This is a genomic window from Amycolatopsis sp. VS8301801F10 (assembly GCF_046195355.1).
GTDB lineage: Bacteria > Actinomycetota > Actinomycetes > Mycobacteriales > Pseudonocardiaceae > Amycolatopsis.
In genome coordinates this window covers 1,886,618-1,912,040 of the sequence record NZ_CP176065.1, presented here as the reverse complement: position 1 = coordinate 1,912,040, position 25,423 = coordinate 1,886,618, and the positions used below count along the sequence as shown (strand labels likewise).

The window sequence follows — 25,423 nt, the reverse complement described above, 5'->3', positions numbered from 1 at the left end:
AAGCCGCCCGCGCGAAGGCGGGCGGCTTTTCTTCCGGCGAGCTCGGTCAGGCCTGCTGCGCCTGCCACATCCAGTGCGCCTCTTCCAGCGCGCGGGTGATCTCTATGAGCAGATCCTGCGTCACGAGGTCGCTCTTGTCGGTCTCGTCGATGCGCTTGCGGAGCCGCTCGATCAGGGCCGCGAGGGTGTCCACGATCGCGGCGATGGTCGATTCGACGGACTGCCAGTTGTCCGGGTACTCCGGCGCGCCGGAAGTCGCCACGACGGTCTTCGCCTTGCCGTTGGGCGAAATCCCGATCGCGGCGGCGCGCTCGGCCACCTCGTCGACGTACTGCCGCGCGGTCGACACCAGCTCGTCCAGCTGCAGGTGCGCGCTGCGGAAGTTCTGGCCCACCACGTTCCAGTGCGCCTGCTTCGCGATCAGCGACAGGTCGATCAGGTCGGCCAGCGTCGCCTGCAGCGCGTTGCCGGTGATTTCCTTGTCCGCGTCGGAAAGCGGGCTCTTGATGGGGGAAGTGGTCATCTCGGGTGTCCCTCCTCGGTCTTGGCTCAGACGGTGGTGGTCAGCTCCACCTCGATGTTGCCGCGGGTCGCGTTGGAGTACGGGCAGACCTGGTGCGCCTGCTCGACCAGCTGGTCGGCGTCGGCCTTCGCCAAACCGGGCAGCGAAACGTCGAGCCGCACGCCGAGCTGGAATCCGACGTCCTTCTTGAAGACGCTGACCGAACCGGTCACCGTCGCGGCCGGCAGCGCGACCTTCGCCTGCCGGGCCACCGCTTGCAGCGCGCTCAGGAAGCACGCGGAGTACCCCGCGGCGAACAACTGCTCCGGGTTGGTTTTGTCGCCGCCGGGACCGCCCATCTCCTTGGGGATCGCCAGCGACTCGTCCAGCACGCCGTCCGAAGACGTCACGTCGCCGTTGCGGCCTTCTCCTCGAGCGGTCGCGACGGCGGTGTAGATCGGCTCGGCCATGCGTGTTACCTCCTCATCGGACGCCTCCGGAGTCAGCGTCTCAATGAGTTCAACGCTCCGCATCCGCGGAACAGTGCCCCGGCATGGCAGTCATCACCCCGGGAATAACCGGGATTCGAGGAGGCGAAACCTCAGTGTGCGCGAAGCAACGCGTGCTCCGCGACCTGCTCCCCGATGAGCCGCAGCGTGCGGACGCTCTTCTCGTCGGAAGCGCCGCCCGCCTCGTCGAATTTCGTCTCGGCGGAGTTGATCGAACCACCCAACGGGGTGGACCAGCCGCGCAGCGCGTGCGTGATCGTGCGGAGCTGTTCGAGCGTGGTGACCGCGGCCTGCCAGCCGTACGCGACGGCGGCGAGCCCCACCGCGCGGCCGTCGAGGTAGGGGCGGGTGTCCTCGCGGAGGTCTTCGACGTAGTCCAGTGCATTCTTGACCAGCCCGGACAGCCCGCCGTGGTAGCCGGGCGAGACGACGATGAGCCCGTCGGCCTGGCGGATGCCCTCGATGAGCTTCCGCGCGCGTTCGTCCCGCTCCGGAATGGCGGTGTCGTAGAACGGCAGGACCAGCTCGGGGCCAGGGATCAGCTCGGTCACGACGCCGCGCTCTTCGGCGGCGGCGAGCGCGATGCGCAGCGCGCGCTCGGATTGCGAGCCCTCTCGCAGCGAGCCGCCGATACCCAGCACCTTGACCGTTTTCGCTGAAGTCACGTCCGACCTTCCTCCCCACCACCACCCTCAACGGAGTGGCTGTGCCACGCTGGCTCGTTTCGAGGCTAACCCCTCTACTTAACTGGAGGACCAGGATCTGAGACGGAGGCCTGGGTCACACACCGGCTGGACCAACGTACCTACTGGCAAGTAACCTCGGCTCATCCGGCGTTCGAGGAGGAACGATGGCCATTCCGCCGCAGATCCGTGCCCAGGCTGCCGCCGCGCAGTTGTTGTTCTGGCTGCCCCGGCCAGTGCGCAGGCTGATCGCCGGCGCGCCGCTGCGGCTGGACGGCCAGGAGCTCGCCCTCGACGCCCAGTTGCTGCTGAAGCTGCAGAAGCTCTCCGGGGCTTCGCTGGTCAACGGGTCGGTCGAGCGGTCCCGCGCGCTGCTGGAAGCGAGCCAGCACCTGGTCAACGGCAAGCGGATCAACCCGGTCGCGACCCGCGACGTCGCCATCCCCTCCGGCGACGCGTCCCTCGACGCCACCCTCTACACCCCGGCCGGACTGCCGGAACCGTCGCCGCTCCTGGTGTTCTTCCACGGCGGCGGCTGGGTCATCGGCAGCCGGGCGACCCACGACAACGCCGCGCGCTACCTCGCGAAGCACGCCGGGGTCCGGGTGCTGTCGGTGGAGTACCGGCTCGCGCCGGAAAGCCCGTTCCCCGGACCGGTGGAAGACGCGCTCGCGGCGTTCGACTACGCGTACGCCAAGGCGGCCGACCTCGGCGCGGACCCGGAACGGATCGCGGTCGGCGGCGACAGCGCGGGCGGCAACCTGTCCGCCGTCGTCGCACTGGAGGCGACCCGGCGCGGCGGCCCGGCCCCGGCGTTCCAGCTGCTGATCTACCCGGCGGTCGACTTCACCACGCGCCGCCGGTCCCGCGAACTGTTCGGCGAAGACCTCTTCCTCACCGACGAGGCGATGGTGTGGTTCGAGGGCCATTACGCGCCGGAGGGCGTCGACAAGGCCGACCCGCGGATGTCGCCGCTGCTCGCGTCTGACCACAGTGGACTCCCGCCCGCCTACATCGTCACCGCGGGCTTCGACCCGCTGCGCGACGAAGGCGAGGCGTACGCGGAAAAACTCCGTGCCGCGGGGGTTCCGGTGGCGCTCAGCCGGCAGGCCGACCTGATCCACGGGTTCCTCAACTTCGCCGGGGTCGGGACGCGGTTCCGGGAAGCGATCGCGGAAATGGCCGGCGCGCTGCGGGTGGGGCTCGCCAAGCGCTCGTGAGTGTTCATCCCGGTGAGAACCGGGATCGCCGCTCACGAGCCCGGACATGGAACGGAGCCTGGCGCGGCCGACCGCACCAGGCTCCGGGCCTTCCCCCTCCCCTCCGGACCGATCAGGAACCGGGCACCGGCACCGGCACCGGAAGCGGCGGCACCGGCACCCCGCCGAGCAGACCGCCCAGCAGGCTGGTCACCGCCGCGAGCAGGCCCTTGACCAGGTCGCTCACCGCCTTCAGCGGTCCGGGCAGGTCCGGCAGCGGCGGGATCGGCAGCGGCGGGATCTGCCGCGGCGTCGCCGTCGGGTCGGCCAGCAGCCGGTTGGACTCGTCCGCGCGGACCTTCGCCGCCGACGAGAGCTGCTGGGTTTCGGATTGGACCTGGTAGCGCTTGCCCGCCGCGATGTCGGCGAGCACCGGGCTGAGCCGCGTGAGGTCCGCCCTCGTCTTGGCGACATCGCCGGCGTACGCCACCTTGGTCAGGTCGTCGCGCATCTGCAGCACCTGCGCGGCGACGGCTTGAGTGGCCGAGGAGCCCTTGCCTCCCGCCGGGCTCGCGGCGGCCATCCCCGAAGTGCCGACGGCCAGCAGACTGGCCGCGGCGACCACAGCGACGATCCGCCCGATCTTGCCTTTCATTCTTTACCTCCCTGGCCTCTGGGACCTGCCGGGTAAATCGATACCCGCCGTGTCGGCCCAGCACCAGCCGATCACCGGATAGGGAGTTTTTCTAACCCTTACGTGCCGAATCCAAGAATCGGGAACCGGCCCGCAATTGATTAACGTGGACGGCTTGCGCGTCCCCCGACGATCACGGACCGCCGAGCTGAATCTGACTCTTCGTAGCCGAATTGCCCGAACGGCGGAATCGCTCACTCACACAGGCGTAGTTCGTGATCGATTACCTTCGTCACCCCGTCGGGACGCGTGATCTCGCTCGTCCGACCGTGGTGGGTCCCCCACGCACGCACCGCCGCCCGCATTCGGGTCCGCTCCCCTTTTCCCGGGCCCGACCGAAGAACTCCAAGGTCGGCGCGGAAATATGAAAAACTGTTCGCACCGGGGCGGCGAAATTCTTTTCCACGTCGCCGGCGAAGTTATCACCCAGGTCGCGCTCGCCTTTTCCGGGGCCGCCGAACGCCTGCGCGACACCCGGCCGGGTGCGCGGGTGCCGCTCAGCGGGTGTGACGAAAAGAAGTTGCACGCTCGTACCAACTCTTGCTCTCATGGGGTACGTGCCTTTTCAGCCTTATCGCCGTGTCCTGAGCGTCCCCGGAGTTCGCCCGTCGATGGCGCTGATGTTCTTCGCACGCGTGCCCATGACGATGACCGGCGTGACGCTGACGCTGTACGTCGTCAGCGGTCTCGGCCGGGGCTACGGCGCGGCGGGCGTCGTCGGCGCGGCCGTCACGCTGGGGATGGCACTCGGCGCGCCGGTGATCGGGCGCACCATCGACCGGTACGGCCTGCGCCCGGTGGTCGCGGTGTGCGGGGTGTCGTCCACCGCGTTCTGGTTCGCGGCCCCGCATCTTTCCTACGCGGCGCTGGTGGTGTGCGCGCTGCCGGCCGGCGTGCTGTCGGTGCCCGCGGGCTCGCTGGCACGGCAGATCCTGGCCGCGCTCGTGCCCGCCGAACAGCGCCGCGCGGCGTATTCGCTGGACACGATCCTGGTCGAGGCGTCGTTCATGATCGGCCCGGCGGCCGGGATCGCGGCGATCTCCTCGCTGTCGGCGACGCTGACGCTGAGCGGCATCGGCGCCATCTTCGGCGTCACCGCGCTGCTGATCTTCCTGCTCAACCCGCCGATCCGGAACGAGGACGAACTGGCCCCGGCCGGCACCGCGCGGCCGCCGCTGCGGACCTGGCTGACCGGACGGCTGCTGGCGACCCTGCTGATCGCCGCCGGAACGCTGTTCTGCCTGGTCGGCACCGAGGTCGCGACGCTGGCCGCGCTGCGCTCGCACGGCGACGTCGGCTGGACCGGCCTGGTCATCGCGGTGATGTGCGCGGCGTCGATGCTCGGCGGCATCGTGCACGGCGCGGTGCGGAAGTCGCTGCCGCAGGGACTGCTGATGCTGCTGCTGGCGCTGCTGGTGATCCCGGTCGGGCTCGCGACGAAGCCGTGGTGGCTGCTGATGCTCCTGCTGATCCCGACGAACCTGCTCTGCGCCCCGACGCTCGCCGCCACCACGGAATCGGTGAGCGAACTCGCGCCGCCCGCGGTCCGGGGCGAGGCGATGGGCCTGCAGGACGCGTCGACGCGGCTCGGGCTGGCCGCGGGAAGCCCGGTGGTCGGCTTCGCGATCGACCATTCGAGCCCGGCGTGGGGTTTCGCGGCGGCGGGATTCGGCGGGCTGGCGCTGGCGGCACTGGGACTGGTGTGGTCGCTGCGCCGAAGCTCGGTGCGAGTGCCTTCGCTGGCGGCCGCGGTGCGGGCTCGCCGCTGAGCTGCCCCGGTTGGGCTGGCGCGTGGTCCATGAGGGGAACCCTGAGGGGGTGTTGTGGAACCTGGTGGTCGGTTCGGTGTGTCGGCTGTGGTAGCGGTGTGTCGATGGTGATCATCCGGTCGGGTGTGTGTTTGTCCGCGTAAGCCGGACTCATCCGGGCCTGGGCGGGGGTGCACGACGTGCTGCGCGGCCGGGTCCGCGAACCGACGCGGGGAAACGGGTGCGGGGCCGCGAACGGCATGTCCTGGTCGACACGCTCGGGCTGCTGCTTGCCGTGGCCGTGGGCGCGGCGTCGGTGCAGGACCGTCCCGGAATCCACCGGATCCTGACCGGGATCCGACGGGCCTTTCCCCGGCTCCGGCCGAGGTGGGTCGACGGCGGCTACGTCAACTCCGAAGACGCCACTCTCGCCGACGAACCCATCGAACCCCACGGCATCGAAACCGAAGCAGCCCGCAGAAGACACCAACGACTAACCACCCAGGTTCCCCAACACCCTCTCGGGGTTCCCCTCACGGACGTTTGCGTCAGTCGGGTGAAGATCAGGTGCAGGCTTTGCGCAGCCCGTCGAGTTTCTCCAGGTTCCGCTTGGTCCACCGGGCAATCACCCCGGCGTCCTCGAGGTGCTCCTTCTGCACCTGGACGTACGAGTCGGCCATGCCGAGCAGGGCGTTCTTGACGTCCTCTTCCTTGACGTTGGCCGCCAGCTCGCGCAGCCGCCGTTCCTTGTCCTGCGCGCGGGCCTTGAGCTTTTCGCCGTCCACCAACGGGTTCAGATCGGCCAGCCCCAGCGCTTCGGTGCACGTGGAGACCTTGTCGACCGCGGAATTCGTCTGATTGACCGCCGAATCGACCTGGTCGCATCCGGCCAGCAGCGCTCCGGCCGCCAGCAAGGCGGCCGCCACCCCCCAGCTCTTCATGGCTTCAGGGTAGCGGTCCCGCGGGCTTCTCGGAACGATTCGCCCGCGGGAGGCCTCATCCCTTCACGCACACGACCTGCTTGAGGTGGGCGACCACCTCGACCAGGTCGGTCTGTGCCTGGATCACCGTCTCGATGTCCTTGTACGCGGCCGGGATCTCGTCCACGACCCCGGTGTCCTTCCGGCATTCCACGCCCTCGGTCTGCGCGGCGAGGTCGGCCGCGGTGAAGGTCTTGCGGGCCTTCGTCCGCGACATCCGCCGTCCGGCGCCGTGCGACGCGGATTCGAACGACGCGGTGTTGCCCAGTCCGCGCACGATGTACGAACCCGTTCCCATGCTGCCCGGAATGATCCCGAGGTCGCCGGAGCCGGCCCGGATCGCGCCCTTGCGGGTGACGAGCAGGTCGACGCCGTCGTAGGTTTCCTCGGCGACATAGTTGTGGTGGCACGAAATCGCGTCGTCGAAACTCGTTCCCGGAACGACTTCCGCGACCGCGAGTTTCACCAGCGCGATCATCGTCGCCCGGTTCCGCGCCGCGTAGTCCTGCGCCCAGAACAGGTCGCGCCGGTACGCCCGCATTTCCGGCGTGTCCGCGACGAACACCGACAGGTCGGGGTCCGGCAGATCCTTGTTGTGCGGGAGCTTCCGCGCGATCGCCATGTGCCGCTCAGCGAGTTCCTTGCCGATGTTGCGCGAACCCGAATGCAGCATCAGCCAGACCCGTCCCTCGTCGGCTCCGCCCTGTTCGAGGCAGACCTCGATGAAGTGGTTGCCGCCGCCGAGGCTGCCGATCTGCCGCGCCGCCCGGTCATGCAGGCCCTGGACGCCTTCGTGCAGGTCACCGAACGACTTCCAGAATGTGTCCCACCCACCGACACCGTGCACCTTCGCGGTGTTGACCGGCGTCTTGTGCAGCCCGAACCCGACCGGCACCGCCGCCTCGATCCGCTTGCGCAGCTTGCCGAGGTCGTCCGGGAGGTCGCTCGCGGTGAGCGAGGTCCGCACCGCGCTCATCCCGCAGCCGATGTCGACGCCGACCGCGGCCGGCGAGACCGCGTCGCGCATCGCGATGACGCTGCCGACCGTCGCGCCCTTGCCGTAGTGAACGTCGGGCATCACCGCGACGCCGTGCACCCAAGGCAGGTTGGCGACGTTGCGCAGTTGGCGCATCGCTTGGTCTTCGACCGACGCGGGATCTGCCCACATCCGGATCGGAACCCGCTCGCCGTCCACCGCCGTGTACATGACTTTCCTTTCCCAGACCGGTGTTTGCCCAGTCAGCATCCGGCACCGAGGCGCTCGCGACAACGGGTTTTCCGGATCCGCGGCAGGAGTGAAACGAAAACGGCACTGGCTTCGATATCGGGCTCGGACGACCGGTTCGCCCAGGGTGCCGGTCTTGGGGAGGATTCCGTTTTTCGATGAAGAACTCGTCGCGGGCGTTGCTCGCTGTCTTGCTGCTGGCCGGTTTCCCGGTGCTGATGCTCGTTGTCGCCGGACTGCTGATCTGGCTGGAAATCGCCGCGTTCCAGCACAGTCCGTTCTCCGCGGGGCGGCTTGGCATCTTCGTGGTTCCGGTGCTGTATGTGCTGTTCAGCGCCCTGCTGACGTTCGAGCGGACCCGCGACGACGACGTGGGCGTGCCTGTCACACCTGAGGAACAGCCCGAACTGTGGGCGACCGTCCGCGAACTCGCCAGCGAGGTGGGCACCCGGGCACCGGATGAGATTTACCTGATTCCCCAGGCCAACGCGGCGGTGTACGAGGACACGCACTGGCTGGGGTTGCGCGTGCGGCGGCGCCAGATGTTGATCGGCGCGCAGCTTCTCGCCGGGACGCGAGTCAGCCAGCTTCGCGCCATTCTCGGGCACGAACTGGGCCACTTCAGCAACCGCCACACCCGGTTCGCCAGCGCGACCTACCGCGGACGGCAGACGATCGGGCGCGTCCTGAATGGACTCCACCGGTCGGCCTGGTTGCTGCGACCGGTCTTCAGCGCGTACGCCGCGATGTACTTCCGGGTCTCGATGCGCGTGAACCGGGAACGGGAACTCGCCGCTGACATCGATTCCGCTCGGGTCGCGGGCACCGCGGCCGCGACCACCGCGTTGCGCGAGGCCGAAGTGCTCGACACGGCGTGGTGGCTCTTCCTGAACGAGTACGCGTCGATCGCCTGGGCCGCCGGCTATCTGCCAGAGCGGATGACCGAGGGCTACCAGCTGCTGCTCGCCGACGGGAAACGCACGGAGGAGTTCGCTTCCCTGCGGGAAAATCCGCCCTCGGAGCCAGAATCGAAGTACGACAGCCACCCGCCGACCTCCGAGCGGATCGCGCTGCTGGAAGCCGCTCCGGCCATCCCCGTGCCGCCCGGCGGCGAGCGGCCGGCGACGGATCTTCTCCGTAATGCAATGACGCTGCTCGACGCGGTACTGGCGACTGGCTTCACGGAAGAAGCGTCCTCGAAGAAGAAGCTCGATTGGGCCAGCCTGATCGACGTCGGAATGCGCAACTTGAATCAGGTCGAGGCACTGAGGATTCTCCGCAGCCGCGGCCTCGACGATCTGCTTGACCTGCTCGATGCCGGACGACTTGAGGACATCGCCGATCCCACCGCGCCACCGGAGGCCAAGGCGCGGGCGAAGCGCGAGCTTTACCGTCCGCAAGTCCACAGTCGACTGTCCATTGTGCTGCACGCGGAGCTCGCCAAAGCCGGTGCGGCGCACTGGGAACTGTCTTGGTCTGGACCAGCGAAGCTGGTGCTGGCCGAACCGTATGCCACCGAACTAGATCCCGCGCTCGACGCGGCGATCGACGGGGACACCGCTCCGCTCCGCGCGTTGCTCACCCCGGCCAATTCCGGAGAGGAAACCCCTTGCTGCGACTGATCAAGCTCTACACCGTTCCGCGCTACCGCCGGATGATGAAGGGCATCGCGAAAGACGCCAAGAAGCGCGGTTTGAGCACTTCCGACTACATGCGCACGCTCGGCAGCAAGGAGCTGGCCCGCTATCTCATCCCGCCGATCAAGCCGATGGACGTCGAACGGTTCGGCCTGCCGCCGGACGCCAAGCTCACCAAGAAGCCGCTGCTGCCGGAGCCGGTCCGGGCCGCCAAAATCGCGCATGCCGCCGGGGACTGGCAGCCGGGCGCTGATCTGCTCGCCGAAATCGGGCCGGACTGGGACCGGCGCAGCGCGATCGTGAGCCTTCTCGGCGAGGTCGCGGCCGACGACGACACCGCGCTGAAGTCCTGGCGCGCGGCCCGGCCCAACGACGCGGACGCCGCTGCGGTACACGCCGACGCGCTCATCAATGTGGCTTGGCAGATCCGCAGCGCGCGAGGGGCGAAGTACGTCAGCGCGGAGCAATTCGCGGGATTCCAGCGCGTGCTCGGCGAGGCCGACGAAGCGAGCCAGACCGCCGCTGAACTCGCTCCCGACGACCCGACGCCGTGGGCGATCCGGTGCATGATCGCGATGGGCCGGCAGTACGGGCACGAGGAATTCCGCGCGGTGTGGAACGGCGTGCTGGCGCGCGATCCGTTGCACGTCCACGCGCACGCGCGCGCCCTGCAGTACTGGTGCGGCAAGTGGTTCGGCAGCAACGAGCTGATGTGGGCATTCGCCGAGGAGGGCGCGGCGAAGCATCCGAAACTGGCGTTTCTGCCACTTGCCGCGGCGTTCGAGGCGTCTATCGCGGACGTCAAGAACGCGTGGCGGGACAAGCGCGTCGAAGCCGCTCTCGATCGGTTGCTGCCGTGGCTCGACGGCGAAGGCCGGGACGCGCCGGACACACCGAACAGCCGGGCCTACGCGGCCCGCGCGCTCGTGGAACTCCGGCGCGGCCCCGAGGCGGTGGAGCAATTCCGCCACCTCGGCCGGAGCGCGTCCGGTCGAGTGTGGTCGTACAGCGGCTACGGAGCCATCCACGAATTCCGGACGCACCGCAACCAGGCCTGCCGGCTCGCCCGGTAGCGGGGACCGGTCCCGAGCAGCCAGTGGTCTCCTGGCCCGGTTCCCGAGCTCGAGGTGGTGTCCGAGGTGTACCCGTCCAGCCCTGACCAGCCGATGCCCGCGTCCGGTGCGAACGCGGAGCAGGAGGTGCGGCGAGGAATCCGGTCGATGCGCTTGGCGGTCGGCGGCCAGGCCGGGCTCTGCCTGGCTCTCACGGCGTTCACCGGATTCCTGCTCGGGCTCGGCGGTACCACGAGCGCCGTGGCCTTGCCGGTGACGTTCCTGGCGATCGACTCGGCGCTGATCATCGCACTGGCGGTGTGCGCCGTGCTGCTGGGCAGGCGGCGGCGCAAGGTCGTGCTCGCGCTCATCTGGCTGGAGTGCGGGTTCGCCGCGATCCTGCTGCTCGGCTCGATCCTGTCGCTGGCCACGAGTTCCGGGTCCGGAGGCGCGCCGGTCGGGCTGGTCGCGTGGGCTTTCCTGATGCAGGCCGCGCTGCGGCCGCTGCAGAAGCCGGAGGTCCGGGCCGCGTTCGGGCTGAAACCGATCAAGCCGCGACAGAAGAAGAAGTGAAAACTGCCCGGCCCCTCGGACGAGGGACCGGGCAGTTTCGCCAGCCTCAGCGGTTCTGCGCCACCAGTTCGGCGATCTGCACGGTGTTCAGCGCCGCCCCCTTGCGGAGGTTGTCGGCGGAGACGAACAGCGCCAGTCCGCGGCCGTCCGGGACGCCCGGGTCGGTGCGGATGCGGCCGACCAGGCTCGGGTCGATGCCCGCGGCCTGCAGCGGCGTCGGCACGTCCGCCAGCTGCACGCCCGGCGCGTTCGACAGCAGCTCCGTCGCCCGTTCGACCGACAGCGGCCGCTCGAACTCGACGTTCACCGACAGCGAGTGCCCGGTGAACACCGGGACCCGGACGCACGTGCCGGACACCAGCAGGTCCGGGATGCCCAGGATCTTCCGGCTTTCGTTGCGCAGCTTCTGTTCCTCGTCGGTCTCGAACGTTCCGTCGTCCACAATGGACCCAGCCATCGGGAGGACGTTGAACGCGATCGGCGCGACGTACTTGGCCGGGGCCGGGAATTCGACCGCCGAACCGTCGTGCGTGAGCGAGGCCGCGCGCGACGCGACCGCGTTCACCTGCGCGGCCAGCTCGTCGACGCCGGCCAGGCCGCTGCCGGACACTGCCTGGTACGTGCTCGCGATGATCCGCACCAGACCGGCTTCGTCGTGCAGCGGCTTGAGCACCGGCATCGCGGCCATGGTGGTGCAGTTGGGGTTCGCGATGATCCCCTTCCGCACCTCCTTGATCGCTTCCGGGTTGACCTCGCTGACGATCAGCGGCACGTCCGGGTCGCGGCGGAACGCCGACGAGTTGTCGACCACGATCGCGCCCGCCTCGGCGAACCGCGGCGCGTGCTCGCGCGAGGTCGCGCCGCCCGCGGAGAACAGCGCGATGTCCAAACCGGACAGATCAGCGGTCGCGGTGTCCTCGACCGTGATTTCCTCGCCGCGCCACGGCAACGTGCGCCCCGCCGAACGGGCCGAAGCGAAGTACCGGATCTGCTCGACCGGGAAATTCCGCTCGTCGAGCAGCTTGCGCATCACTGCGCCGACCTGGCCGGTCGCCCCGACCACGCCGACGCGAAGACCCTGCGCCATCAGCGACCACTCCCCGCGTAGACGACGGCTTCCTCGTCGCCGCCGAGTTCGAACGCCTCGTGGATCGCGCGCACGGCCTCGTCCAGCTGTGCGTCGCGGATCAGCACCGAAATGCGGATCTCCGAGGTGTTGATGATTTCGATGTTCACGCCCGCGTTGGCCAGCGCCTCGCAGAACGTCGCGGTGACGCCCGGGTGCGAGCGCATCCCGGCGCCGACGAGCGAGACCTTGCCGACGTGGTCGTCGTACAGGACCGACTCGAAGCCGATCTCCGCCTTGATCTTCTCGAGTTCCTTGACCGCCTTGGCCCCGTTGGCCTTCGAAAGCGTGAAGGTGATGTCGGTGCGGCCAGAGGACGTGCTGGACACGTTCTGCAGCACCATGTCGATGTCGATCTCGGCGTCGGCGACGACCCGGAAGATCCGGCCCGCGGCGCCGGCGTGGTCCGGCACGCCGGTCACGGTGATCTTCGCTTCCGAGCGGTCGTGTGCCACACCGGTGATCAGCGCTTGTTCCACGGGGATCTCCTCGATCGATCCGGCCACCGTGGTGCCCGGCTTGTCGCTGTAGGAAGAACGGACTCGGATCGGCACGCCGTAGCGGCGCGCGTACTCGACCGAACGCAGGTGCAGGATCTTCGACCCGCTCGCCGCGAGCTCCAGCATCTCCTCGTACGGGATGGTGTCGAGCTTTTTGGCGTCCGGCACGATCCGCGGGTCGGCCGAATACACACCGTCCACATCGGAATAGATCTCGCAGACGTCCGCGTTCAGCGCGGCGGCGAGCGCCACCGCGGTGGTGTCGGAACCGCCGCGGCCGAGCGTCGTGATGTCCTTGGTGTCCTGTGCCACGCCTTGGAAACCGGCCACCAGCGCGACGTAACCCTGCTCGAGCGCCTCGGTGACGCGGCTCGGAGTGACGTCGATGATGCGCGCGTTGCCGTGCACCGACGTGGTGACCACGCCCGCCTGGGAACCGGTGAACGACCAGGCCTGCGCACCCTGCGCGGAAATGGCCATCGCGACCAGCGAATTCGAGATGCGCTCGCCCGCGGTGAGCAGCATGTCCATTTCCCGCTCCGGCGGCGCCGGGTTCACCTGCTGCGCCAGATCGAGCAGCTCATCAGTGGTGTCGCCCATCGCCGAGCACACGACGACCACGTCGTTGCCCGCCTTCTTGGTCGCGACGATCCGTTCTGCCACGCGCTTGATCCGGTCGGCACTTTCCAGCGACGATCCGCCGTACTTCTGGACCACGAGGGCCACGCCCGAACCTCCTTGACGGGCCGGGGCGTACTCCTTGGAGGGCACCGAGGAGCGCCCACGGCCCTTCATTTGGGGAAGAGCCTACCGGCGCGAACGGCGCTCGCCACCCCATCGAGTGGTCCGCCACGGCCGCTCCGGAGGGTTTGGAAGTAAATTTTCCTTAACGCCAGGGGAAAGCTCGAAGCCCTTCCGCCGGAGTGACGGAGAGCACTCCCCGGCCGTACTACGTTCGCCGCATGCGCAAACCAGCCGAGACGAGCGTCCCCGTCGCGCCGGCCATCGCCGAGCGCTGGAGCCCCCGGGCCTACGACGAGACCGCCGAAATCACCGCCGCCCAGCTGACCGCGTTGCTCGAAGCCGCCAGGTGGGCGCCGTCTTTCGGCAATACCCAGCCGGCGCGCTACCTCGTCGGCCGCCGAGGCGATCCGGTGTTCCCGCGCATCCTCGCCACGCTGAACTCGGGGAACCAGGCGTGGGCGTTCCGGGCGAGTGCGCTGCTGATCGGCGTGACGGTCACCACGAACGAGAAGGGCGAGGTGCCCTACACCGACTACGGGCTGGGCCTCGCGACCGAGAACCTCGTGCTGCAGGCGGTCGAGCTTGGCCTGATCGCGCACCAGATGGCCGGCTTCTCGCCGGACGCGGTCCGCGCCGAGTTCAGCTTGCCGGAGGCCGCGGTGGCCCGCGTGGCGATCGCCGTCGGATCGCCCGCCGCCCCGTCCGTGCTCGAGGATCCACGCCGGATCGAACGCGAACTGGCCCCTCGGCAACGACTGCCGCTCGCGGAGTTCGCGTTCGGCGACCGATGGGGCTCACCCGCACTGTGACCGGTTCGTAATCCTTCGAGGGAACCGGCATCTCGCCCATGAGGTCTGATGGACACCAAACCGGTCAGACCAATGAATCGGTGGGATATCCCTCAAGGAGTGACGAGATGCGTACTGGCCTGCCGGTTTTGACGGCGATTTCCGCTGCGACCTTGGCGCTTGCCCTGTCCGGGTGCTCCAGCAAGGACGACAAGCTGCCGGACCCGCCGATCGCGCCGCCGGCCACTTCCTCGGCGAGCGCGCCCTCGTCAAGCGCCGCGCCCGCTGGCGAGTCCGTCTCGGCCCCCTACACGAAGCAGGGCACGAAACTGAAGGTCGGCGAGAAGGCCGTGGTGCCGTTCAAGTCGAAGAACAACACCGGCGCGCTCGGGGTGACGGTGACCGGCATCGACAAGGGCGTCGAGGCGGATCTGGCCCCGTTGAAGCTGGGCGACCGGGCCAAGGGGATGACGCCGTACTACATCCAGGTCAAGGTCACGAACGAGACCGGCACGGACTTCGCGTACGCCTCGCTGGGCCTGATGAACGGCCTGCTCGCGGACGGCACCAAGGGCCCGCACGTGACGGTGATCGGCAAGTTCGAGAAGTGCGACAGCGAGAACGGGGGCAAGACGTTCACCACGAAGGGGGCGTCGTTCACCAGCTGCGTGCTGGCACTGGCTCCGGCGGGCGCGGAGGTGAAGGGGGCCAGCTACAGCGCTAGCACGTATCGGGACCTGGCCCCGGAGACCGACTACGGCAAGGAAGCGGTGACCTGGCAGTCCTGAGGACGGGACGCCGGTCGGCGAGCGAATTCAGGGAAGCGGCTGTTTCCTTGGATTCGCTCGCACCGCAAAGCCGCGGGCCGCGACCGGTCAGGCGCCCGCGCCGCCGACCCGGCGGATGATCTTCGCCAGGATCCCCGACACGACGAGCCAGAACACCGCCGCGATGCCGTAGTTCACCAGCACCCGCAGCTTGGCGTCGCTCGGGGTGAACAGGTCCTTGAAGCCGAGCGACAGGCCGTCGGCCCAACCGCGGACGAACGAGACGATGCCGTTGCCCTGGTTGGCCTCGCCGATGACGAAAATCACGTGCAGCACCAGTACCGCGGCGAACAGTAGCCCGGCCCAGCGCACGAGGGACGCGACGAAAGACACCGCGCGTTCCCGAACGCGCCGCCAGTCCACCGGGGTGCGCTGGGGACGCGCCTTCGCCTCGGTTTCCTGTGCTTGCTCCGCGTGCTCGCCCATGCCGGGCAGTCTGGCACGTCGTTTCGCGGGCCGCTACCCGCTAGTAACAGGGATCAGCCACCCGACGTAACAGTTCGATCGCGGCGGGCGGCTTTCCTTTCGGCGCGTCGGGTGGTTACAGTGACCCCGTGGCGCGTGAACTCCTGCTTCGCTGCCGCGACGGGGCCTGATCTGACCGGCTCCTCGTCGCGGGGCTTTGTGGTGCCGGTCGTCCGCACCGATTCCCTTCAGGAGATTTTCCCGCGATGAGCACCGACCCCCGCACCACCAACTCCCGTCTGCGCAAGCCCTCTCGTCCCGCGCCCGCCGGACAGCCCTCGTGGAACCCGCAGCGCGGCACGTCCATGCCGGTCCACCGCTACCGCCCCTGGTACGACGTCGTCGAGAACATCGACCTGCCCGACCGCACCTGGCCGGACAAGCGCATCGAGCGCGCGCCGCTGTGGTGCGCGGTAGACCTGCGCGACGGCAACCAGGCGCTGATCGACCCGATGTCGCCCGCGCGCAAGCGCAAGTTCTTCGACCTGCTGGTCCGCATGGGCTACAAGGAGATCGAGGTCGGCTTCCCGGCCGCGTCGCAGACCGACTTCGACTTCGTGCGCGAGATCATCGAAGAGGGCGCGATCCCCGACGACGTGCACATCCAGGTGCTGACCCAGTGCCGTCCCGAGCTGATCGAGCGCACCTTCCAGGCGCTCGAGGGCGCGCCGAGGGCGATCGTCCACATTTACAACTCGACCTCGATCCTGCAGCGCCGCGTGGTGTTCCGCGAGGAGCGCGAGGGCATCAAGAAGATCGCCACCTCGGCCGCGGAAATGGTCGTCGAGCTGGCGGCGAAGCAGCCGGACACCGACTTCCGCTTCCAGTACTCGCCCGAGTCCTACACCGGCACCGAGCTGTCCTACGCGCTCGAGGTGTGCAACGCGGTCACCGAGATCTGGCAGCCGACGCCGGAGAAGCCGGTCATCCTGAACCTGCCGGCGACCGTCGAGATGGCCACCCCGAACGTGTACGCCGACTCGATCGAGTGGATGTCGCGCAACCTGGAGCGCCGCGATTCGGTGATCCTGTCGCTGCACCCGCACAACGACCGCGGCACCGGCATCGCCGCCGCCGAACTGGGATACCAGGCGGGCGCGGACCGGATCGAGGGCTGCCTGTTCGGCAACGGCGAGCGCACCGGCAACGTGGACCTGGTCGCGCTGGGCATGAACCTCTACAGCCAGGGCATCGACCCGCAGATCGACTTCTCGGACATGGACGAGATCAAGCGGACCGTCGAGTACTGCAACCAGCTGCCCGTTCCGGAACGCTCCCCGTGGGGCGGCGACCTGGTGTTCACCGCCTTCTCCGGCAGCCACCAGGACGCGATCAACAAGGGTCTCGACGCGATGAAGGACGCCGCCGACAAGAAGGGCGTCCCGGTCGACGAGCACCCGTGGGAGGTCCCGTACCTGCCGATCGACCCGAAGGACGTCGGCCGCACCTACGAGGCCGTGATCCGGGTGAACTCGCAGTCCGGCAAGGGCGGCGTCGCCTACATCATGAAGGCCGAGCACCAGCTCGACCTGCCGCGCCGGCTGCAGATCGAGTTCTCGAAGGTCATCCAGGCCTACACCGACTCCGAGGGCGGCGAGGTCGACCCGGCCACCATGTGGCGCGCGTTCTCGGCGGAGTACCTGGAGTCGAAGACGCCGCTGGAGCTGATCAAGCAGCGCGTCACCGACAACGGCGGCGGCGAGTACGACCTCGAGGCCACGGTGAAGGTCGAGGGCGACGAGCACGAGATCACCGGCCGCGGCAACGGGCCGATCGCCGCGTTCTTCGACGCACTGTCCACTGTGGGCTATGACCTGCGGCTCCTGGACTACAGCGAGCACACCCTGAGCCCGGGCGACGATTCGCGCGCAGCGTCCTACATCGAATGCGCGATTTCCGACCGCGTGTTCTGGGGCATCGGCATCGACCCGTCGATCGTCACCGCTTCGCTGCGCGCGGTGGTAAGCGCGGTCAACCGGGCCAACCGCTGATCCGAGCTTGATCCAGCCTGATGCGAGCCGAGCGCTTGGTCGCGCTTCTCTTCACGCTGCACCGCAAACGCGCGGGCACGGTCGGGGAACTGGCCAGTGAATTGGGCGTGACCGAGCGGACGCTGCGGCGGGATCTCGCCGCGTTGCGCGAAGCCGGCGTGCCGCTCTGGAGCGAACCAGGGCGGCACGGCGGCATCCGGCTCGTGGACGGCTGGCGTTCGCGGCTCGACGGCCTCACCTCGCGGGAGGCCGTCGCGCTGCTGGCCCTCGACGTACCAGACGCGCTGGCCGGACTCGGCCTCGGCAACGCGGTGGCCGCGGCGCACGCGAAAGTGTCCGCGAGCATGCCCGCTCAGCTGCAGGAACAGGCCCGGACGGTCGCCGGGCGATTTCATCTCGACGCCTCGGCCTGGTTCAGCTCGCCAGACGACGCGGCCGCGCTGCCCGCGGTCGCGAAGGCGGTGTGGACCCAGCAACGGCTCGACGTGCGTTATCGGCGACGCGACAAGGTCACCCGGCGGACGCTCGATCCGCTGGGTCTCGTGCTGAAGGCCGGGGTGTGGTATCTGGTGGCGCGGGTCGACGCTGACCTGCGGACGTACCGCGTCTCCCGGTTGGAAGGGGTGGCCGAAACCGGCGAAACCTTTGCACGGCCGGAAGAATTCTCGCTCGCCGATTGGTGGCGGGCGTCGTCGGCGAAGTTCGAAAAGATGCCGTTGCCGCTGAAGGTGACCGCACGGCTGGACCGCTCCGCGACGGGCGCACTGCGGCGGGTTTTCGGGCCGGAGCACGTGAACGAGGTCTTGGTGTCCCTCGGCCCGCCCGACGACGACGGGTGGGCCGAGGCCGAGTTCGCCATGGAAGGCGAGAAAGTCGCTGTCGGACAGCTGGTTTCCCTCGGCCCCGGCGTCGAAGTGCTGACCCCGCCGGAGGTGCGGGCCGCGGTCGCGGAGTTCGGTCAGGCGCTTGCTGAGCGCAACCGTCAGCGGTAACCGGTGGCGTCGGCGGGCTTTCCGGGTTCCTGGACCTCCTCGATGTACCGCCACGCATCTGGGCGGCTGCCGTCCACGTCGTCGATTTCGTAGACCTTCGCCAGTTGCCCGCTGGAAACCGTCTGGCCGGTCCAGCGGTGCCGGTCCGGGTCGGCGGCCAGTGCGACGACCGTGCGGCCGGAGAAGGCCGGCGACTCCGAGATCACGAAATGCGGCTCGCGAACGGTCGCGTCGCGCCAGTTTTCCTCGGTCACTTCGAAGATCTCCAGCATCGCTTCCGAACGCAGCCAGCCCGGCGTGAACGCGATCGCGGTGCACTCGTGCACCTTCAGCTCCGCCGCTTCGCCGACGGCCAGGACGTTGATCGCCGCCTTGGCCAGGTAGTACGGCAGCGACGTGCCCTCGCGATACTTCCGGTTGTACTCGGCGGTGCCGTCGGTCAGCTCGATCACCAGCCCGCCCGGACGGCGGATCACCAGCGGAAACAGGTGGTGGCTGGTGATCAGGTGGGCGTCGAGGGACAGCCGCATCATCCGCAGGCTGGCCTCCAGCGAGTGCTCCCAGACCGGTTTGCCCCACTCCAGGTAGCGGTCGCCGCCCCAGATGCCGTCGACCAGGATGTCGAGCCCGCCGTGCTCGGCGTCGATCCGCTGGGCGAGCGCGGCGACCTCGTCGCTCACCAGGTGGTCGACCCGCAGCGCGGTGCCCTTGCCGCCCGCGGCTTCGATCCGTTCCAGAGTGTCCTCAATGGTCTCCGGACGGTCCACTTCGGACCGTCCGGCCCGCGTCGTGCGACCGGTGACGTACACGTACGCCCCGGCCCGGCCCAGCTCGACCGCGATCGCCCGGCTCGCCCCGCGCGTGCCGCCCGCCACGAGCGCGACCTTGCCGGCCAGTTCCCCGCTCATCTCGTTCGTCCTCTTTTCTCTCGGTGGACCACCAGCGTGCGGGCAAACCCTGACACCCTCTGTCCGGGTTCTCGAGAAATCCGCGTTCCGGCGATCACCCCCGGGCTTCGACGGCACGCACCGCCGAGTACAGCGCCTTGATCAGCGGCTCGTTCTCCGGAGCGGCCGCGGCCGGGAACGGGACGCGGCGACGGGTGTAGCCGTAGGCGATGCCGTTGCGCGGATCGGCGAACGCCTGCTGGCCGCCCGCGCCGCTGTGTCCGAAACTGCCCTGGCCCAGCTCCGGATAACGCTCGCTCGTGACGTGGAAGCCGACCCCGAACGCTTTGTGCTCGCGCAGCACCACGTCGTGCCCGATGGACTGGATCTGCGCGAACTCGGCGGCGGTTTCCGGTTTCAGCAGCGGCGATTCGCCGTCCAGCGGGCTGATCGCCGCCGCGTACATCCGGGCCAGGCCGCGGGCGGAAGCGACACCGCCGAACGACGCCGAGCCGAGCCGCCGGACTTCCGGGAGGTTCGGCAGTTCCCACACCTCCGGACTGCCGGGACGATGCCGGTTGAAGGCGATCCCGGACAGGCTGTTCGCCGCGGGCAACGGGAGCTGCCGTTCGGGTGTCCGCACCATGGGCTGCGTGCTCACGAACCGCGGCTCCAGTTCGGCGGGGAGGCCGAGGTAGAAGTCCACCGCGTACGGATCGCGGACCCGGTCGGCGAACTGTTCCTGGATCGTGCGGCCGGTTGCCCGCCGCACGACCTCGCCGCTGAGCGCACCGATCACCAGTGCGTGGTACCCGAAAGCACTGCCTGGCCGCCAAAACGGGCGTTGCCGCGCCAATCGTTCGGCGACGATCCGGTCATCGGCGAGTTCCTCGCGGGAGAAGCCTTCGTCCGAGCCGACCAGGCCGGCTCGGTGCGCCAGGAGGTCCCGCAGGGTGACGTCGGCGGGGAACTCCGGCCAGTAATGGCGCACCCGCTGGTCAAGGTCCAGCACGCCGTCCTGGACCAGCAACGCGACGACCAGGTGTGCCGCGCCCTTCGTCGCGGAGTAGGCGCCGAGCAGGGAATCCCCGTCGACGCCGGTCCACAGATCGACTACCCGCTCACCGCGGTGGTACACGACCAGCTGGGCGGCTCCGTCCGCGACTGCCGCGAACGTGTCCCGCACCTGTTCGAAACCGGGCCGCACGGTGCCCTCGATGTCTGCCATGCCCCGACTGTACGCCCATTAGTAACCATTGGTCACTAACCTGTTCTCGGTAGAGTCCCGAGCCATGACCCGACCGCGGCCCGGCCGCCCCGCACAGCTCGATCGCGAGCGGATCGTCGACGCGGCGTTGTCCGCCGGAAACCTCGACACGTTGACCATGCGCGAACTGGCGGCGCGGCTGGGCGTGACGCACGGCGCGCTTTATCGCTGGGTGGCCAACCGGGACGCGCTGTTCGATCTGGTCAGCGAGGTGGTGCTGGAGCGGGTGCTTCCGGCGGAGGGACCGCCGCGCCGGTCCTGGCGGCCGTGGCTCGCGAAGGTCGCGTGGGCAATGCACGACCAGTTCCTCGCGGTTCCCGGTTACGCGACCCGCTTGTCCCGGCCGCATCGGCATAACCCGGAGTCGTTCGGCCGCCTGCGCGGTCAGGTGGTCACGGCGTTCACCAATGCCGGTGTGCCGCCGGAACTGGCCGAACAGAGCTGGTACATCTTCATCACGTGCACGGTGAGCTGGCTTGCCGTGCGGGAAAACCCGCTCGATCTCGGCCCCGGCGCACCGCGGTTCGACCTGTTCCTCGACACCCTGCTGCGAGGTCTGCCCGCCCGGGAACCCGCCTAGGTGGTCAGCGCGGCCACTTCGGCGCGCATCTCGTCGATCACCGTCGCGACAGCGGGGCGGTTCGCGGCACCCGTGCGGCACACCACTTCCACCAGCCGCGCCGCGCGGATTCCGGCCAGCGGGCGGCCGACCAGGCCGCTGCCCCGCCGGGTGTCCATTGTGTACCGGGGCATCAGCGCGATCCCGTGCCCGGCCGCGACGAGTCGTTCGGTGATGCGGAAATCGTTGATGCGCTGGACGATCTGCGGCCGCACCCCGGTGCGCACGGTCAGCGAGCGCAGGACGTCGTCCACCGGGAAGCCGTGGTCCACCGAGATCCAGCGTTCGTCCGCGAGGTCGGCCAGGCCGACGCGGCGGTTGCGGGCGAGGCGGTGGCCGACCGGGAGGGCGACGTCCAGCGGTTCGCGCAACAGGGGGACGACGTCCAGGCGTTCGGTGTCGAATTCGGGCGCGTGCTCGTCGCGGTGGGCGACGACGACGTCGTAGTCGGCGACCAGGCCGGGGACCTGCGGCGGGACCATGTCGACGTCGCGGACGTCCACCTCGAGGTTCTCGTGCGCTTCGATGCGCCGCAGCAGTCCGGGCAGGAGCATCAGCCCGGCGGATTGGAAGATCGCGATCCGCACGCGTCCGCGCGGGGCGCTGCGGTAGGTGTCCAGCTCCGCTTCGGCTCGGTCCAGCGCGGCCAGCACGTCGTCGGCGCGGGCGACCAGCGCGCGGCCCGCGTCGGTGAGCCGCAGGCCGCGGCCGGCCGGCTCGGTGAGCGCGATGCCGACCTCCGCCTGCAGCGCGCGCAACTGCTGTGAGATCGCCGACGGCGTGCAGTGCAGCGCCCGAGCGGCGGCGGTGACGCTGCCTCGATCGGCGAATTCGCGCAGCGTGCGGAGCCTGCCCAAGTCCATTGGCGAAGTGTATGTGAAGCTGTGCTACACAGTCAGTGCAGTATTTCTCGCTGGTGCTTCAAGGTTCGCCTAGGCAAGCTTGGGGCATGGCCATCCGGGACCGTTTGCTCGCTGTGTTCGTCGCCGTCTTGTGGGGCCTGAATTTCATTGCGATCCACGCCACTCTCGGCCAGTTCCCGCCGATGTTCGCGGGCGCGCTGCGGTTTCTGCTGATCGCGATTCCGACGGTGTTCCTCGTGCCGCGGCCGCGCGTGAAGCTGCGCTACCTGCTGGGTTACGGGCTCGGGTTCGGCACCGGGCAGTTCGCGTTCCTGTTCGTCGCGATGCACCTGGGCATGCCGACCGGGCTCGCGTCGCTGGTGCTGCAGGCGTCCGCGCCGTTCACCGTGCTGCTGGGCGCGGTGCTGCTGCGGGAACGCGTCTCCGGACGGCAGCTCGCCGGAATCCTGCTCGCGGTGGCGGGCATGACGGCGATCGCCTGGCAGCAGTCCGCCCACGCCGCGCTGGTGCCGGTGCTGCTGACCTTGCTGGCCGCGCTGAGCTGGGCGATCGGCAACCTGAGCATGCGCCGCGCGGAGCCGGACAATCCGCTGCATCTGACGCTGTGGATGTCCGTGGTGCCGCCGCTGCCGATGCTGGCGCTGTCGAGCATCTTCGAGGGCCCCGGCGCCGCCTGGCACTCGCTGACGACGCTCGGCACGAAGACCGGCCTGATCGGCGTCGCGGGGCTGGCGTACGTGGTGCTCTTCGGAACGGTCCTCGGTTCCGGCATCTGGACGACGCTGATGCGCCGCAACCCGGCGGGCGTGGTCGCGCCGTTCTCGCTGCTGGTGCCGGTGGTGGGGCTGACCGCGTCGTTCTTCATCCTCGGCGAGGTGCCGACAGCACTGACCCTGGTCGCCGCGGCGGTGGTGATCGGCGGAGTGCTGCTGGGCTCGCTGCGGCGGAAGCCGGTGGTGACGCCGGAGGAACTGCAGCCCGTGTGAGGGTTACCGGCGCAGCAGTTCGGGTCGGTACGCCGCCAGCGTCCCCGGGTCGCCTCTGCTTGCGCAGGCCGCCCGGGGCATCGCTTATTTCCGGGCCCGGCAGCAGAAAACCCCGGCAAGTCCGAAGACCTGCCGGGGCGATCAGTCGCCTCAGGCGACCGCGTCGTTTTTCTCCTCCGCCGACGTGGCCGAGGAAGCCGTCGCGTTGCGGGCCATGCGCTTCTTCAGCACCAGCGTCACCACCACGCCGATCACCAGCGCCGCTCCCAGGCCTGCCCACTGGAAGCCCTTCAGCCACTTGTCCGCGACCACGCCCAGGTAGTAGATCAGCGCCGTCGTTCCGCCCGCCCAGACGATGCCGCCCAGTGCGTTCGCGATCAGGAAGCGCGGGTAGTGCATGTTGAGCGATCCGGCGAGCGGGCCGGCCAGGATGCGCAGCACCGCGACGAACCGGCCGAAGAACACCGCCCACATGCCGCGTTTGTGGAACATTCTTTCCGCGCTCGCGATGTGGTCCGGGCCGAAATGTTTGGGGAACTTCCGGCCCGCCCAGGCGAACAGCCGTTTGCCGCCCTTTTTGCCGATCAGGTATCCGATGCTGTCGCCGATGATCGCGCCCGCCGACGCCAGCACGCCGATCCACAGCGGGTTCAGCCCGCTGTGCGACGAGGCCAGCAGCGCCGCGCTCACCAGCACGATTTCCCCCGGCAGCGGGATGCCCAGGCTTTCGACCATCACCACCAAGCCCACCAGCAGGTAGACCGAGAGCGGAGGAATCGCCTCCAGCACGTGGTCGATGTTCACTGCCAACCCCCTTGTGATTCGTGCCCGGTCTCCGCAGGGTACCCAGCCGAAGCGCATTCTCGCGTCCGCCTGGAGTCGGGGGTGGGGTCCGTCTTCCGGCAGGGGTATTTCAGGGTTTTTCCGACATAACACGCAAAGCACGCGATTCGAAATACGCCCGTTCCGGAAGGCTCAAGGTGCGCTGGGCGGCGCGGACGTAACAGTCGTGGGCGCCTCGCGGGTCGCCGGACAGTTCCAGCAGGTGTGCGCGGACCACGTCGGCCCGGTAGTGGTCGGGTTCGGCCGCGTCCAGTTCGGCGAGAGCGACCGCCGGGCCTTCGACGCGGGCGAGCGCGACCAGGCGGTTCAGCGCGACCATCGGGCCGGGTGCGACCTGCTGAAGGAGGTCGTACAGCAGCAGGATCTGCGGCCAGTCGGTGGCGTCGGCGGTCGGGGCTTCGTCGTGCACGGCGGCGATCGCGGCCTGCAGCTGGTACGGGCCGACCGGGGTGGTCGCCAGCGCGTGTTCGATGAGCGCGCTGCCCTCGGCGATCGCGGACGCGTCCCAGAGCGAGCGGTCCTGTTCGGCCAGCGGCACCGGGACGCCGTCGCGGCCGGTGCGGGCCGGACGGCGGGCGTCGGTGAGCAGCAGGAGGGCGAGCAATCCGGCGACCTCGCCGTCGGCGGGCAGCAGGGCGTGCAGTTGCCGGGCGAGCCGGATGGCCTCGGCGGTCAGTTCGACGCGGTGCACCTCGCTGCCGGAGCTGGCGGTGTGTCCTTCGGTGAACACCAGGTACAGCACCTGCAATACCGAAGCGACGCGTTCCGGCAGCTCGTCCTTCGGCGGCAGGACGAAATCCGCACCGCGCAGTTTCTGTTTCGCGCGGCTGATCCGCTGGCCGATCGTCGGCTCCGGGACCAGATACGCCCGCGCGATCTCCGCAGTGGTCAGGCCGCCGACGGCACGCAAGGTGAGCGCCACTTGCGACGGCCGGGTCAACGCGGGATGGCAGCAGAGCAACAGCAGGGTGAGGGTGTCGTCCTGCTGCGGCACGAGTTCGAACGACGGCGGTTCCAGCGCGGCCACCGTCTCCTCCCGACGGATGCGCGCGGCTTCACTGCGCCACATCTCGATCCGCCGGCGCGAGGCCGTCGTGATGAGCCAGGCCTTCGGGTTGTCCGGCACCCCGTCCTTCGGCCACTGCACCGCCGCGGCGAGCAGGGCCTCCTGCACGGCGTCCTCGCATTTGCCGAAGTCGCCGTAGCGGCGCACGAGCGCGGTCAGTACCTGCGGGATGAGGTCGCGCAGGAGGCCGTCGATCACAGCTCGAAGTCCACGTCGCCGGTCAGTCCCATCACCGGCCGCACCTCGATCGTGGCGAACGGCGCCTCCGGGATCCGCGCGGCGATCTCCAGCGCGCGAGCCTCGGAATCGCATTCGAGCAGGTAGAACCCGGCGAGCTGTTCCTTGATCTCGGCGAACGGGCCGTCGGTGGTGCTCACGCCGTCCGCGGTGACGCGCACCTGCTTCGTCAGCTCCGGCGCGGCCAGCCGTTCGGACCCGATCCGCTCGCCGGTGCCCGCCAGCTCGTCGTGGAACCGCTGGTAGGCCCGCAGGCCCTCGGCCTTCTGCTCGTCGCTCATCCCCGCCCAGGCCGCGCGCGACGCCGGGTTGCCGTAGATCAGGACCAGATACTTCATCGGGAGCCTCCTCGAAAAGTTCTTCCACCCCTGATGTCGAAGCCGGGCGGACGGCTTCGACGTCCCGGACGTCCACCGCATC

The 25,423-nt window shown here is 69.1% G+C and carries 26 protein-coding genes and 1 pseudogene; 12 read left to right on the top strand and 15 right to left on the bottom strand.

Annotated features, from left to right (window positions below):
* Positions 1–46 precede the first annotated feature (46 nt).
* The 3 genes from F9C11_RS09255 to F9C11_RS09245 all read right to left on the bottom strand — a co-directional run bounded on the left by F9C11_RS09255 (position 47) and on the right by F9C11_RS09245 (position 1,676).
* A complete protein-coding gene (locus F9C11_RS09255) occupies positions 47–523 on the bottom strand; it encodes a Dps family protein (RefSeq protein ID WP_009084503.1) in 477 nt (158 codons plus the stop codon).
* Between the two features lie 26 nt (positions 524–549).
* Positions 550–972, bottom strand: coding sequence for an organic hydroperoxide resistance protein (locus F9C11_RS09250; RefSeq protein WP_009084505.1), 423 nt, complete (start codon positions 970–972; stop codon positions 550–552).
* Between the two features lie 131 nt (positions 973–1,103).
* Positions 1,104–1,676 carry an NADPH-dependent FMN reductase gene (locus F9C11_RS09245; RefSeq protein WP_409184461.1) on the bottom strand — a complete coding sequence of 191 codons (573 nt, stop codon included), beginning with the start codon at positions 1,674–1,676 and terminating at the stop codon, positions 1,104–1,106.
* Positions 1,677–1,861: 185 nt separating this feature from the next.
* Between F9C11_RS09245 and F9C11_RS09240 the strand changes: the two genes are divergently transcribed.
* Positions 1,862–2,914 (top strand): alpha/beta hydrolase, encoded by a 1,053-nt coding sequence (locus tag F9C11_RS09240; RefSeq protein WP_409184460.1) that lies wholly within the window; start codon positions 1,862–1,864, stop codon positions 2,912–2,914.
* 112 nt (positions 2,915–3,026) lie between these two features.
* Here F9C11_RS09240 and F9C11_RS09235 read toward each other — a convergent pair whose 3' ends face one another.
* Positions 3,027–3,548: a hypothetical protein gene (locus F9C11_RS09235; protein ID WP_409184459.1), complete on the bottom strand. Its 522-nt coding sequence runs from the start codon at positions 3,546–3,548 to the stop codon at positions 3,027–3,029.
* Between the two features lie 659 nt (positions 3,549–4,207).
* On the opposite strand from F9C11_RS09235, the gene F9C11_RS09230 reads away from it, so the two are divergent.
* A complete protein-coding gene (locus F9C11_RS09230; protein WP_409186855.1) occupies positions 4,208–5,356 on the top strand; it encodes an MFS transporter in 1,149 nt (382 codons plus the stop codon).
* Positions 5,357–5,561: 205 nt separating this feature from the next.
* A pseudogene (locus F9C11_RS09225) lies at positions 5,562–5,816 on the top strand (transposase); the annotation flags it as partial.
* A gap of 82 nt (positions 5,817–5,898) precedes the next feature.
* On the opposite strand, the gene F9C11_RS09220 reads toward F9C11_RS09225, so the two are convergent.
* Complete coding sequence (locus F9C11_RS09220; RefSeq protein ID WP_409184458.1) at positions 5,899–6,276, bottom strand: hypothetical protein; 378 nt, start codon at positions 6,274–6,276, stop codon at positions 5,899–5,901.
* Between the two features lie 55 nt (positions 6,277–6,331).
* Positions 6,332–7,522, bottom strand: coding sequence for an RtcB family protein (locus F9C11_RS09215; protein WP_409184457.1), 1,191 nt, complete (start codon positions 7,520–7,522; stop codon positions 6,332–6,334).
* 176 nt (positions 7,523–7,698) lie between these two features.
* Here F9C11_RS09215 and F9C11_RS09210 point away from each other — a divergent pair, with 176 nt between their 5' ends.
* Genes F9C11_RS09210 through F9C11_RS09200 form a run of 3 tightly spaced genes read left to right on the top strand, consistent with a single transcriptional unit; the run spans position 7,699 to position 10,802 of the window.
* On the top strand, positions 7,699–9,162 hold the full coding sequence (locus tag F9C11_RS09210) for a M48 family metallopeptidase (RefSeq protein WP_409184456.1): 1,464 nt from the start codon (positions 7,699–7,701) through the stop codon (positions 9,160–9,162).
* Complete coding sequence (locus F9C11_RS09205) at positions 9,150–10,250, top strand: DUF4034 domain-containing protein (protein ID WP_409184455.1); 1,101 nt, start codon at positions 9,150–9,152, stop codon at positions 10,248–10,250. The genes F9C11_RS09210 and F9C11_RS09205 overlap by 13 nt, the downstream gene beginning before the upstream one ends.
* A gap of 57 nt (positions 10,251–10,307) precedes the next feature.
* Positions 10,308–10,802 carry a hypothetical protein gene (locus F9C11_RS09200; RefSeq protein ID WP_409184454.1) on the top strand — a complete coding sequence of 165 codons (495 nt, stop codon included), beginning with the start codon at positions 10,308–10,310 and terminating at the stop codon, positions 10,800–10,802.
* A gap of 46 nt (positions 10,803–10,848) precedes the next feature.
* Here F9C11_RS09200 and F9C11_RS09195 read toward each other — a convergent pair whose 3' ends face one another.
* Together F9C11_RS09195 and F9C11_RS09190 are read right to left on the bottom strand one after the other, a co-directional pair.
* A complete protein-coding gene (locus tag F9C11_RS09195) occupies positions 10,849–11,889 on the bottom strand; it encodes an aspartate-semialdehyde dehydrogenase (protein WP_409184453.1) in 1,041 nt (346 codons plus the stop codon).
* On the bottom strand, positions 11,889–13,154 hold the full coding sequence (locus tag F9C11_RS09190; protein WP_009084527.1) for an aspartate kinase: 1,266 nt from the start codon (positions 13,152–13,154) through the stop codon (positions 11,889–11,891). The genes F9C11_RS09195 and F9C11_RS09190 overlap by 1 nt, the downstream gene beginning before the upstream one ends.
* A 236-nt stretch (positions 13,155–13,390) precedes the next feature.
* Between F9C11_RS09190 and F9C11_RS09185 the strand changes: the two genes are divergently transcribed.
* Complete coding sequence (locus F9C11_RS09185; RefSeq protein WP_409184452.1) at positions 13,391–13,981, top strand: nitroreductase family protein; 591 nt, start codon at positions 13,391–13,393, stop codon at positions 13,979–13,981.
* A 107-nt stretch (positions 13,982–14,088) separates the two neighbouring features.
* Positions 14,089–14,748 (top strand): hypothetical protein, encoded by a 660-nt coding sequence (locus F9C11_RS09180; RefSeq protein ID WP_409184451.1) that lies wholly within the window; start codon positions 14,089–14,091, stop codon positions 14,746–14,748.
* A gap of 87 nt (positions 14,749–14,835) precedes the next feature.
* Here F9C11_RS09180 and F9C11_RS09175 read toward each other — a convergent pair whose 3' ends face one another.
* The gene (locus tag F9C11_RS09175) at positions 14,836–15,213 is read right to left on the bottom strand and encodes a hypothetical protein (protein WP_409184450.1); all 378 of its coding nucleotides are present in this window, start codon (positions 15,211–15,213) and stop codon (positions 14,836–14,838) included.
* Between the two features lie 245 nt (positions 15,214–15,458).
* Here F9C11_RS09175 and leuA point away from each other — a divergent pair, with 245 nt between their 5' ends.
* Entirely contained in the window at positions 15,459–17,243 is a 1,785-nt protein-coding gene (gene leuA / locus F9C11_RS09170; RefSeq protein WP_409184449.1) for a 2-isopropylmalate synthase, read from the top strand.
* Between the two features lie 20 nt (positions 17,244–17,263).
* On the top strand, positions 17,264–18,235 hold the full coding sequence (locus F9C11_RS09165) for a helix-turn-helix transcriptional regulator (protein ID WP_409184448.1): 972 nt from the start codon (positions 17,264–17,266) through the stop codon (positions 18,233–18,235).
* Here F9C11_RS09165 and F9C11_RS09160 read toward each other — a convergent pair.
* Complete coding sequence (locus tag F9C11_RS09160; RefSeq protein WP_409184447.1) at positions 18,226–19,143, bottom strand: SDR family oxidoreductase; 918 nt, start codon at positions 19,141–19,143, stop codon at positions 18,226–18,228. The genes F9C11_RS09165 and F9C11_RS09160 overlap by 10 nt on opposite strands.
* Positions 19,144–19,237: 94 nt before the next feature.
* Positions 19,238–20,350 (bottom strand): serine hydrolase domain-containing protein, encoded by a 1,113-nt coding sequence (locus F9C11_RS09155; RefSeq protein ID WP_409184446.1) that lies wholly within the window; start codon positions 20,348–20,350, stop codon positions 19,238–19,240.
* Between the two features lie 64 nt (positions 20,351–20,414).
* Between F9C11_RS09155 and F9C11_RS09150 the strand changes: the two genes are divergently transcribed.
* Positions 20,415–20,969: a TetR/AcrR family transcriptional regulator gene (locus F9C11_RS09150; protein WP_409184445.1), complete on the top strand. Its 555-nt coding sequence runs from the start codon at positions 20,415–20,417 to the stop codon at positions 20,967–20,969.
* On the opposite strand, the gene F9C11_RS09145 is transcribed toward F9C11_RS09150, so the two are convergent.
* Complete coding sequence (locus F9C11_RS09145) at positions 20,966–21,871, bottom strand: LysR family transcriptional regulator (protein WP_409184444.1); 906 nt, start codon at positions 21,869–21,871, stop codon at positions 20,966–20,968. The two genes, F9C11_RS09150 and F9C11_RS09145, sit on opposite strands and share 4 nt — an antisense overlap.
* Before the next feature lie 86 nt (positions 21,872–21,957).
* Here F9C11_RS09145 and F9C11_RS09140 point away from each other — a divergent pair, with 86 nt between their 5' ends.
* Positions 21,958–22,857 carry an EamA family transporter gene (locus tag F9C11_RS09140; RefSeq protein ID WP_409184443.1) on the top strand — a complete coding sequence of 300 codons (900 nt, stop codon included), beginning with the start codon at positions 21,958–21,960 and terminating at the stop codon, positions 22,855–22,857.
* A gap of 150 nt (positions 22,858–23,007) precedes the next feature.
* Here F9C11_RS09140 and F9C11_RS09135 read toward each other — a convergent pair whose 3' ends face one another.
* From F9C11_RS09135 to F9C11_RS09125, 3 genes are all read right to left on the bottom strand, one after another.
* Positions 23,008–23,661: a DedA family protein gene (locus F9C11_RS09135; RefSeq protein ID WP_409184442.1), complete on the bottom strand. Its 654-nt coding sequence runs from the start codon at positions 23,659–23,661 to the stop codon at positions 23,008–23,010.
* A gap of 109 nt (positions 23,662–23,770) precedes the next feature.
* Positions 23,771–24,964: an RNA polymerase sigma factor gene (locus tag F9C11_RS09130; protein WP_409184441.1), complete on the bottom strand. Its 1,194-nt coding sequence runs from the start codon at positions 24,962–24,964 to the stop codon at positions 23,771–23,773.
* Positions 24,961–25,341, bottom strand: coding sequence for a YciI family protein (locus F9C11_RS09125; RefSeq protein ID WP_409184440.1), 381 nt, complete (start codon positions 25,339–25,341; stop codon positions 24,961–24,963). Before F9C11_RS09125 ends, F9C11_RS09130 begins: the two co-directional genes overlap by 4 nt.
* Positions 25,342–25,423 lie beyond the last annotated feature (82 nt).

What these genes read in the sequence shown, in the direction of transcription:
- F9C11_RS09145 (WP_409184444.1), bottom strand. Translation starts at nt 21,871, where the DNA reads ATGGACTTGGGCAGGCTCCGCACGCTGCGCGAATTCGCCGATCGAGGC.
- F9C11_RS09180 (WP_409184451.1), top strand. Translation starts at nt 14,089, where the DNA reads ATGCGTACTGGCCTGCCGGTTTTGACGGCGATTTCCGCTGCGACCTTG.
- F9C11_RS09185 (WP_409184452.1), top strand. Translation starts at nt 13,391, where the DNA reads ATGCGCAAACCAGCCGAGACGAGCGTCCCCGTCGCGCCGGCCATCGCC.
- F9C11_RS09250 (WP_009084505.1), bottom strand. Translation starts at nt 972, where the DNA reads ATGGCCGAGCCGATCTACACCGCCGTCGCGACCGCTCGAGGAGAAGGC.
- F9C11_RS09150 (WP_409184445.1), top strand. Translation starts at nt 20,415, where the DNA reads ATGACCCGACCGCGGCCCGGCCGCCCCGCACAGCTCGATCGCGAGCGG.
- F9C11_RS09160 (WP_409184447.1), bottom strand. Translation starts at nt 19,143, where the DNA reads ATGAGCGGGGAACTGGCCGGCAAGGTCGCGCTCGTGGCGGGCGGCACG.
- F9C11_RS09195 (WP_409184453.1), bottom strand. Translation starts at nt 11,889, where the DNA reads ATGGCGCAGGGTCTTCGCGTCGGCGTGGTCGGGGCGACCGGCCAGGTC.
- F9C11_RS09230 (WP_409186855.1), top strand. Translation starts at nt 4,208, where the DNA reads ATGTTCTTCGCACGCGTGCCCATGACGATGACCGGCGTGACGCTGACG.
- F9C11_RS09155 (WP_409184446.1), bottom strand. Translation starts at nt 20,350, where the DNA reads ATGGCAGACATCGAGGGCACCGTGCGGCCCGGTTTCGAACAGGTGCGG.
- F9C11_RS09215 (WP_409184457.1), bottom strand. Translation starts at nt 7,522, where the DNA reads ATGTACACGGCGGTGGACGGCGAGCGGGTTCCGATCCGGATGTGGGCA.
- F9C11_RS09165 (WP_409184448.1), top strand. Translation starts at nt 17,264, where the DNA reads ATGCGAGCCGAGCGCTTGGTCGCGCTTCTCTTCACGCTGCACCGCAAA.
- F9C11_RS09240 (WP_409184460.1), top strand. Translation starts at nt 1,862, where the DNA reads ATGGCCATTCCGCCGCAGATCCGTGCCCAGGCTGCCGCCGCGCAGTTG.
- F9C11_RS09175 (WP_409184450.1), bottom strand. Translation starts at nt 15,213, where the DNA reads ATGGGCGAGCACGCGGAGCAAGCACAGGAAACCGAGGCGAAGGCGCGT.
- F9C11_RS09140 (WP_409184443.1), top strand. Translation starts at nt 21,958, where the DNA reads ATGGCCATCCGGGACCGTTTGCTCGCTGTGTTCGTCGCCGTCTTGTGG.
- F9C11_RS09220 (WP_409184458.1), bottom strand. Translation starts at nt 6,276, where the DNA reads ATGAAGAGCTGGGGGGTGGCGGCCGCCTTGCTGGCGGCCGGAGCGCTG.
- F9C11_RS09255 (WP_009084503.1), bottom strand. Translation starts at nt 523, where the DNA reads ATGACCACTTCCCCCATCAAGAGCCCGCTTTCCGACGCGGACAAGGAA.
- F9C11_RS09125 (WP_409184440.1), bottom strand. Translation starts at nt 25,341, where the DNA reads ATGAAGTATCTGGTCCTGATCTACGGCAACCCGGCGTCGCGCGCGGCC.
- leuA (WP_409184449.1), top strand. Translation starts at nt 15,459, where the DNA reads ATGAGCACCGACCCCCGCACCACCAACTCCCGTCTGCGCAAGCCCTCT.
- F9C11_RS09210 (WP_409184456.1), top strand. Translation starts at nt 7,699, where the DNA reads ATGAAGAACTCGTCGCGGGCGTTGCTCGCTGTCTTGCTGCTGGCCGGT.
- F9C11_RS09235 (WP_409184459.1), bottom strand. Translation starts at nt 3,548, where the DNA reads ATGAAAGGCAAGATCGGGCGGATCGTCGCTGTGGTCGCCGCGGCCAGT.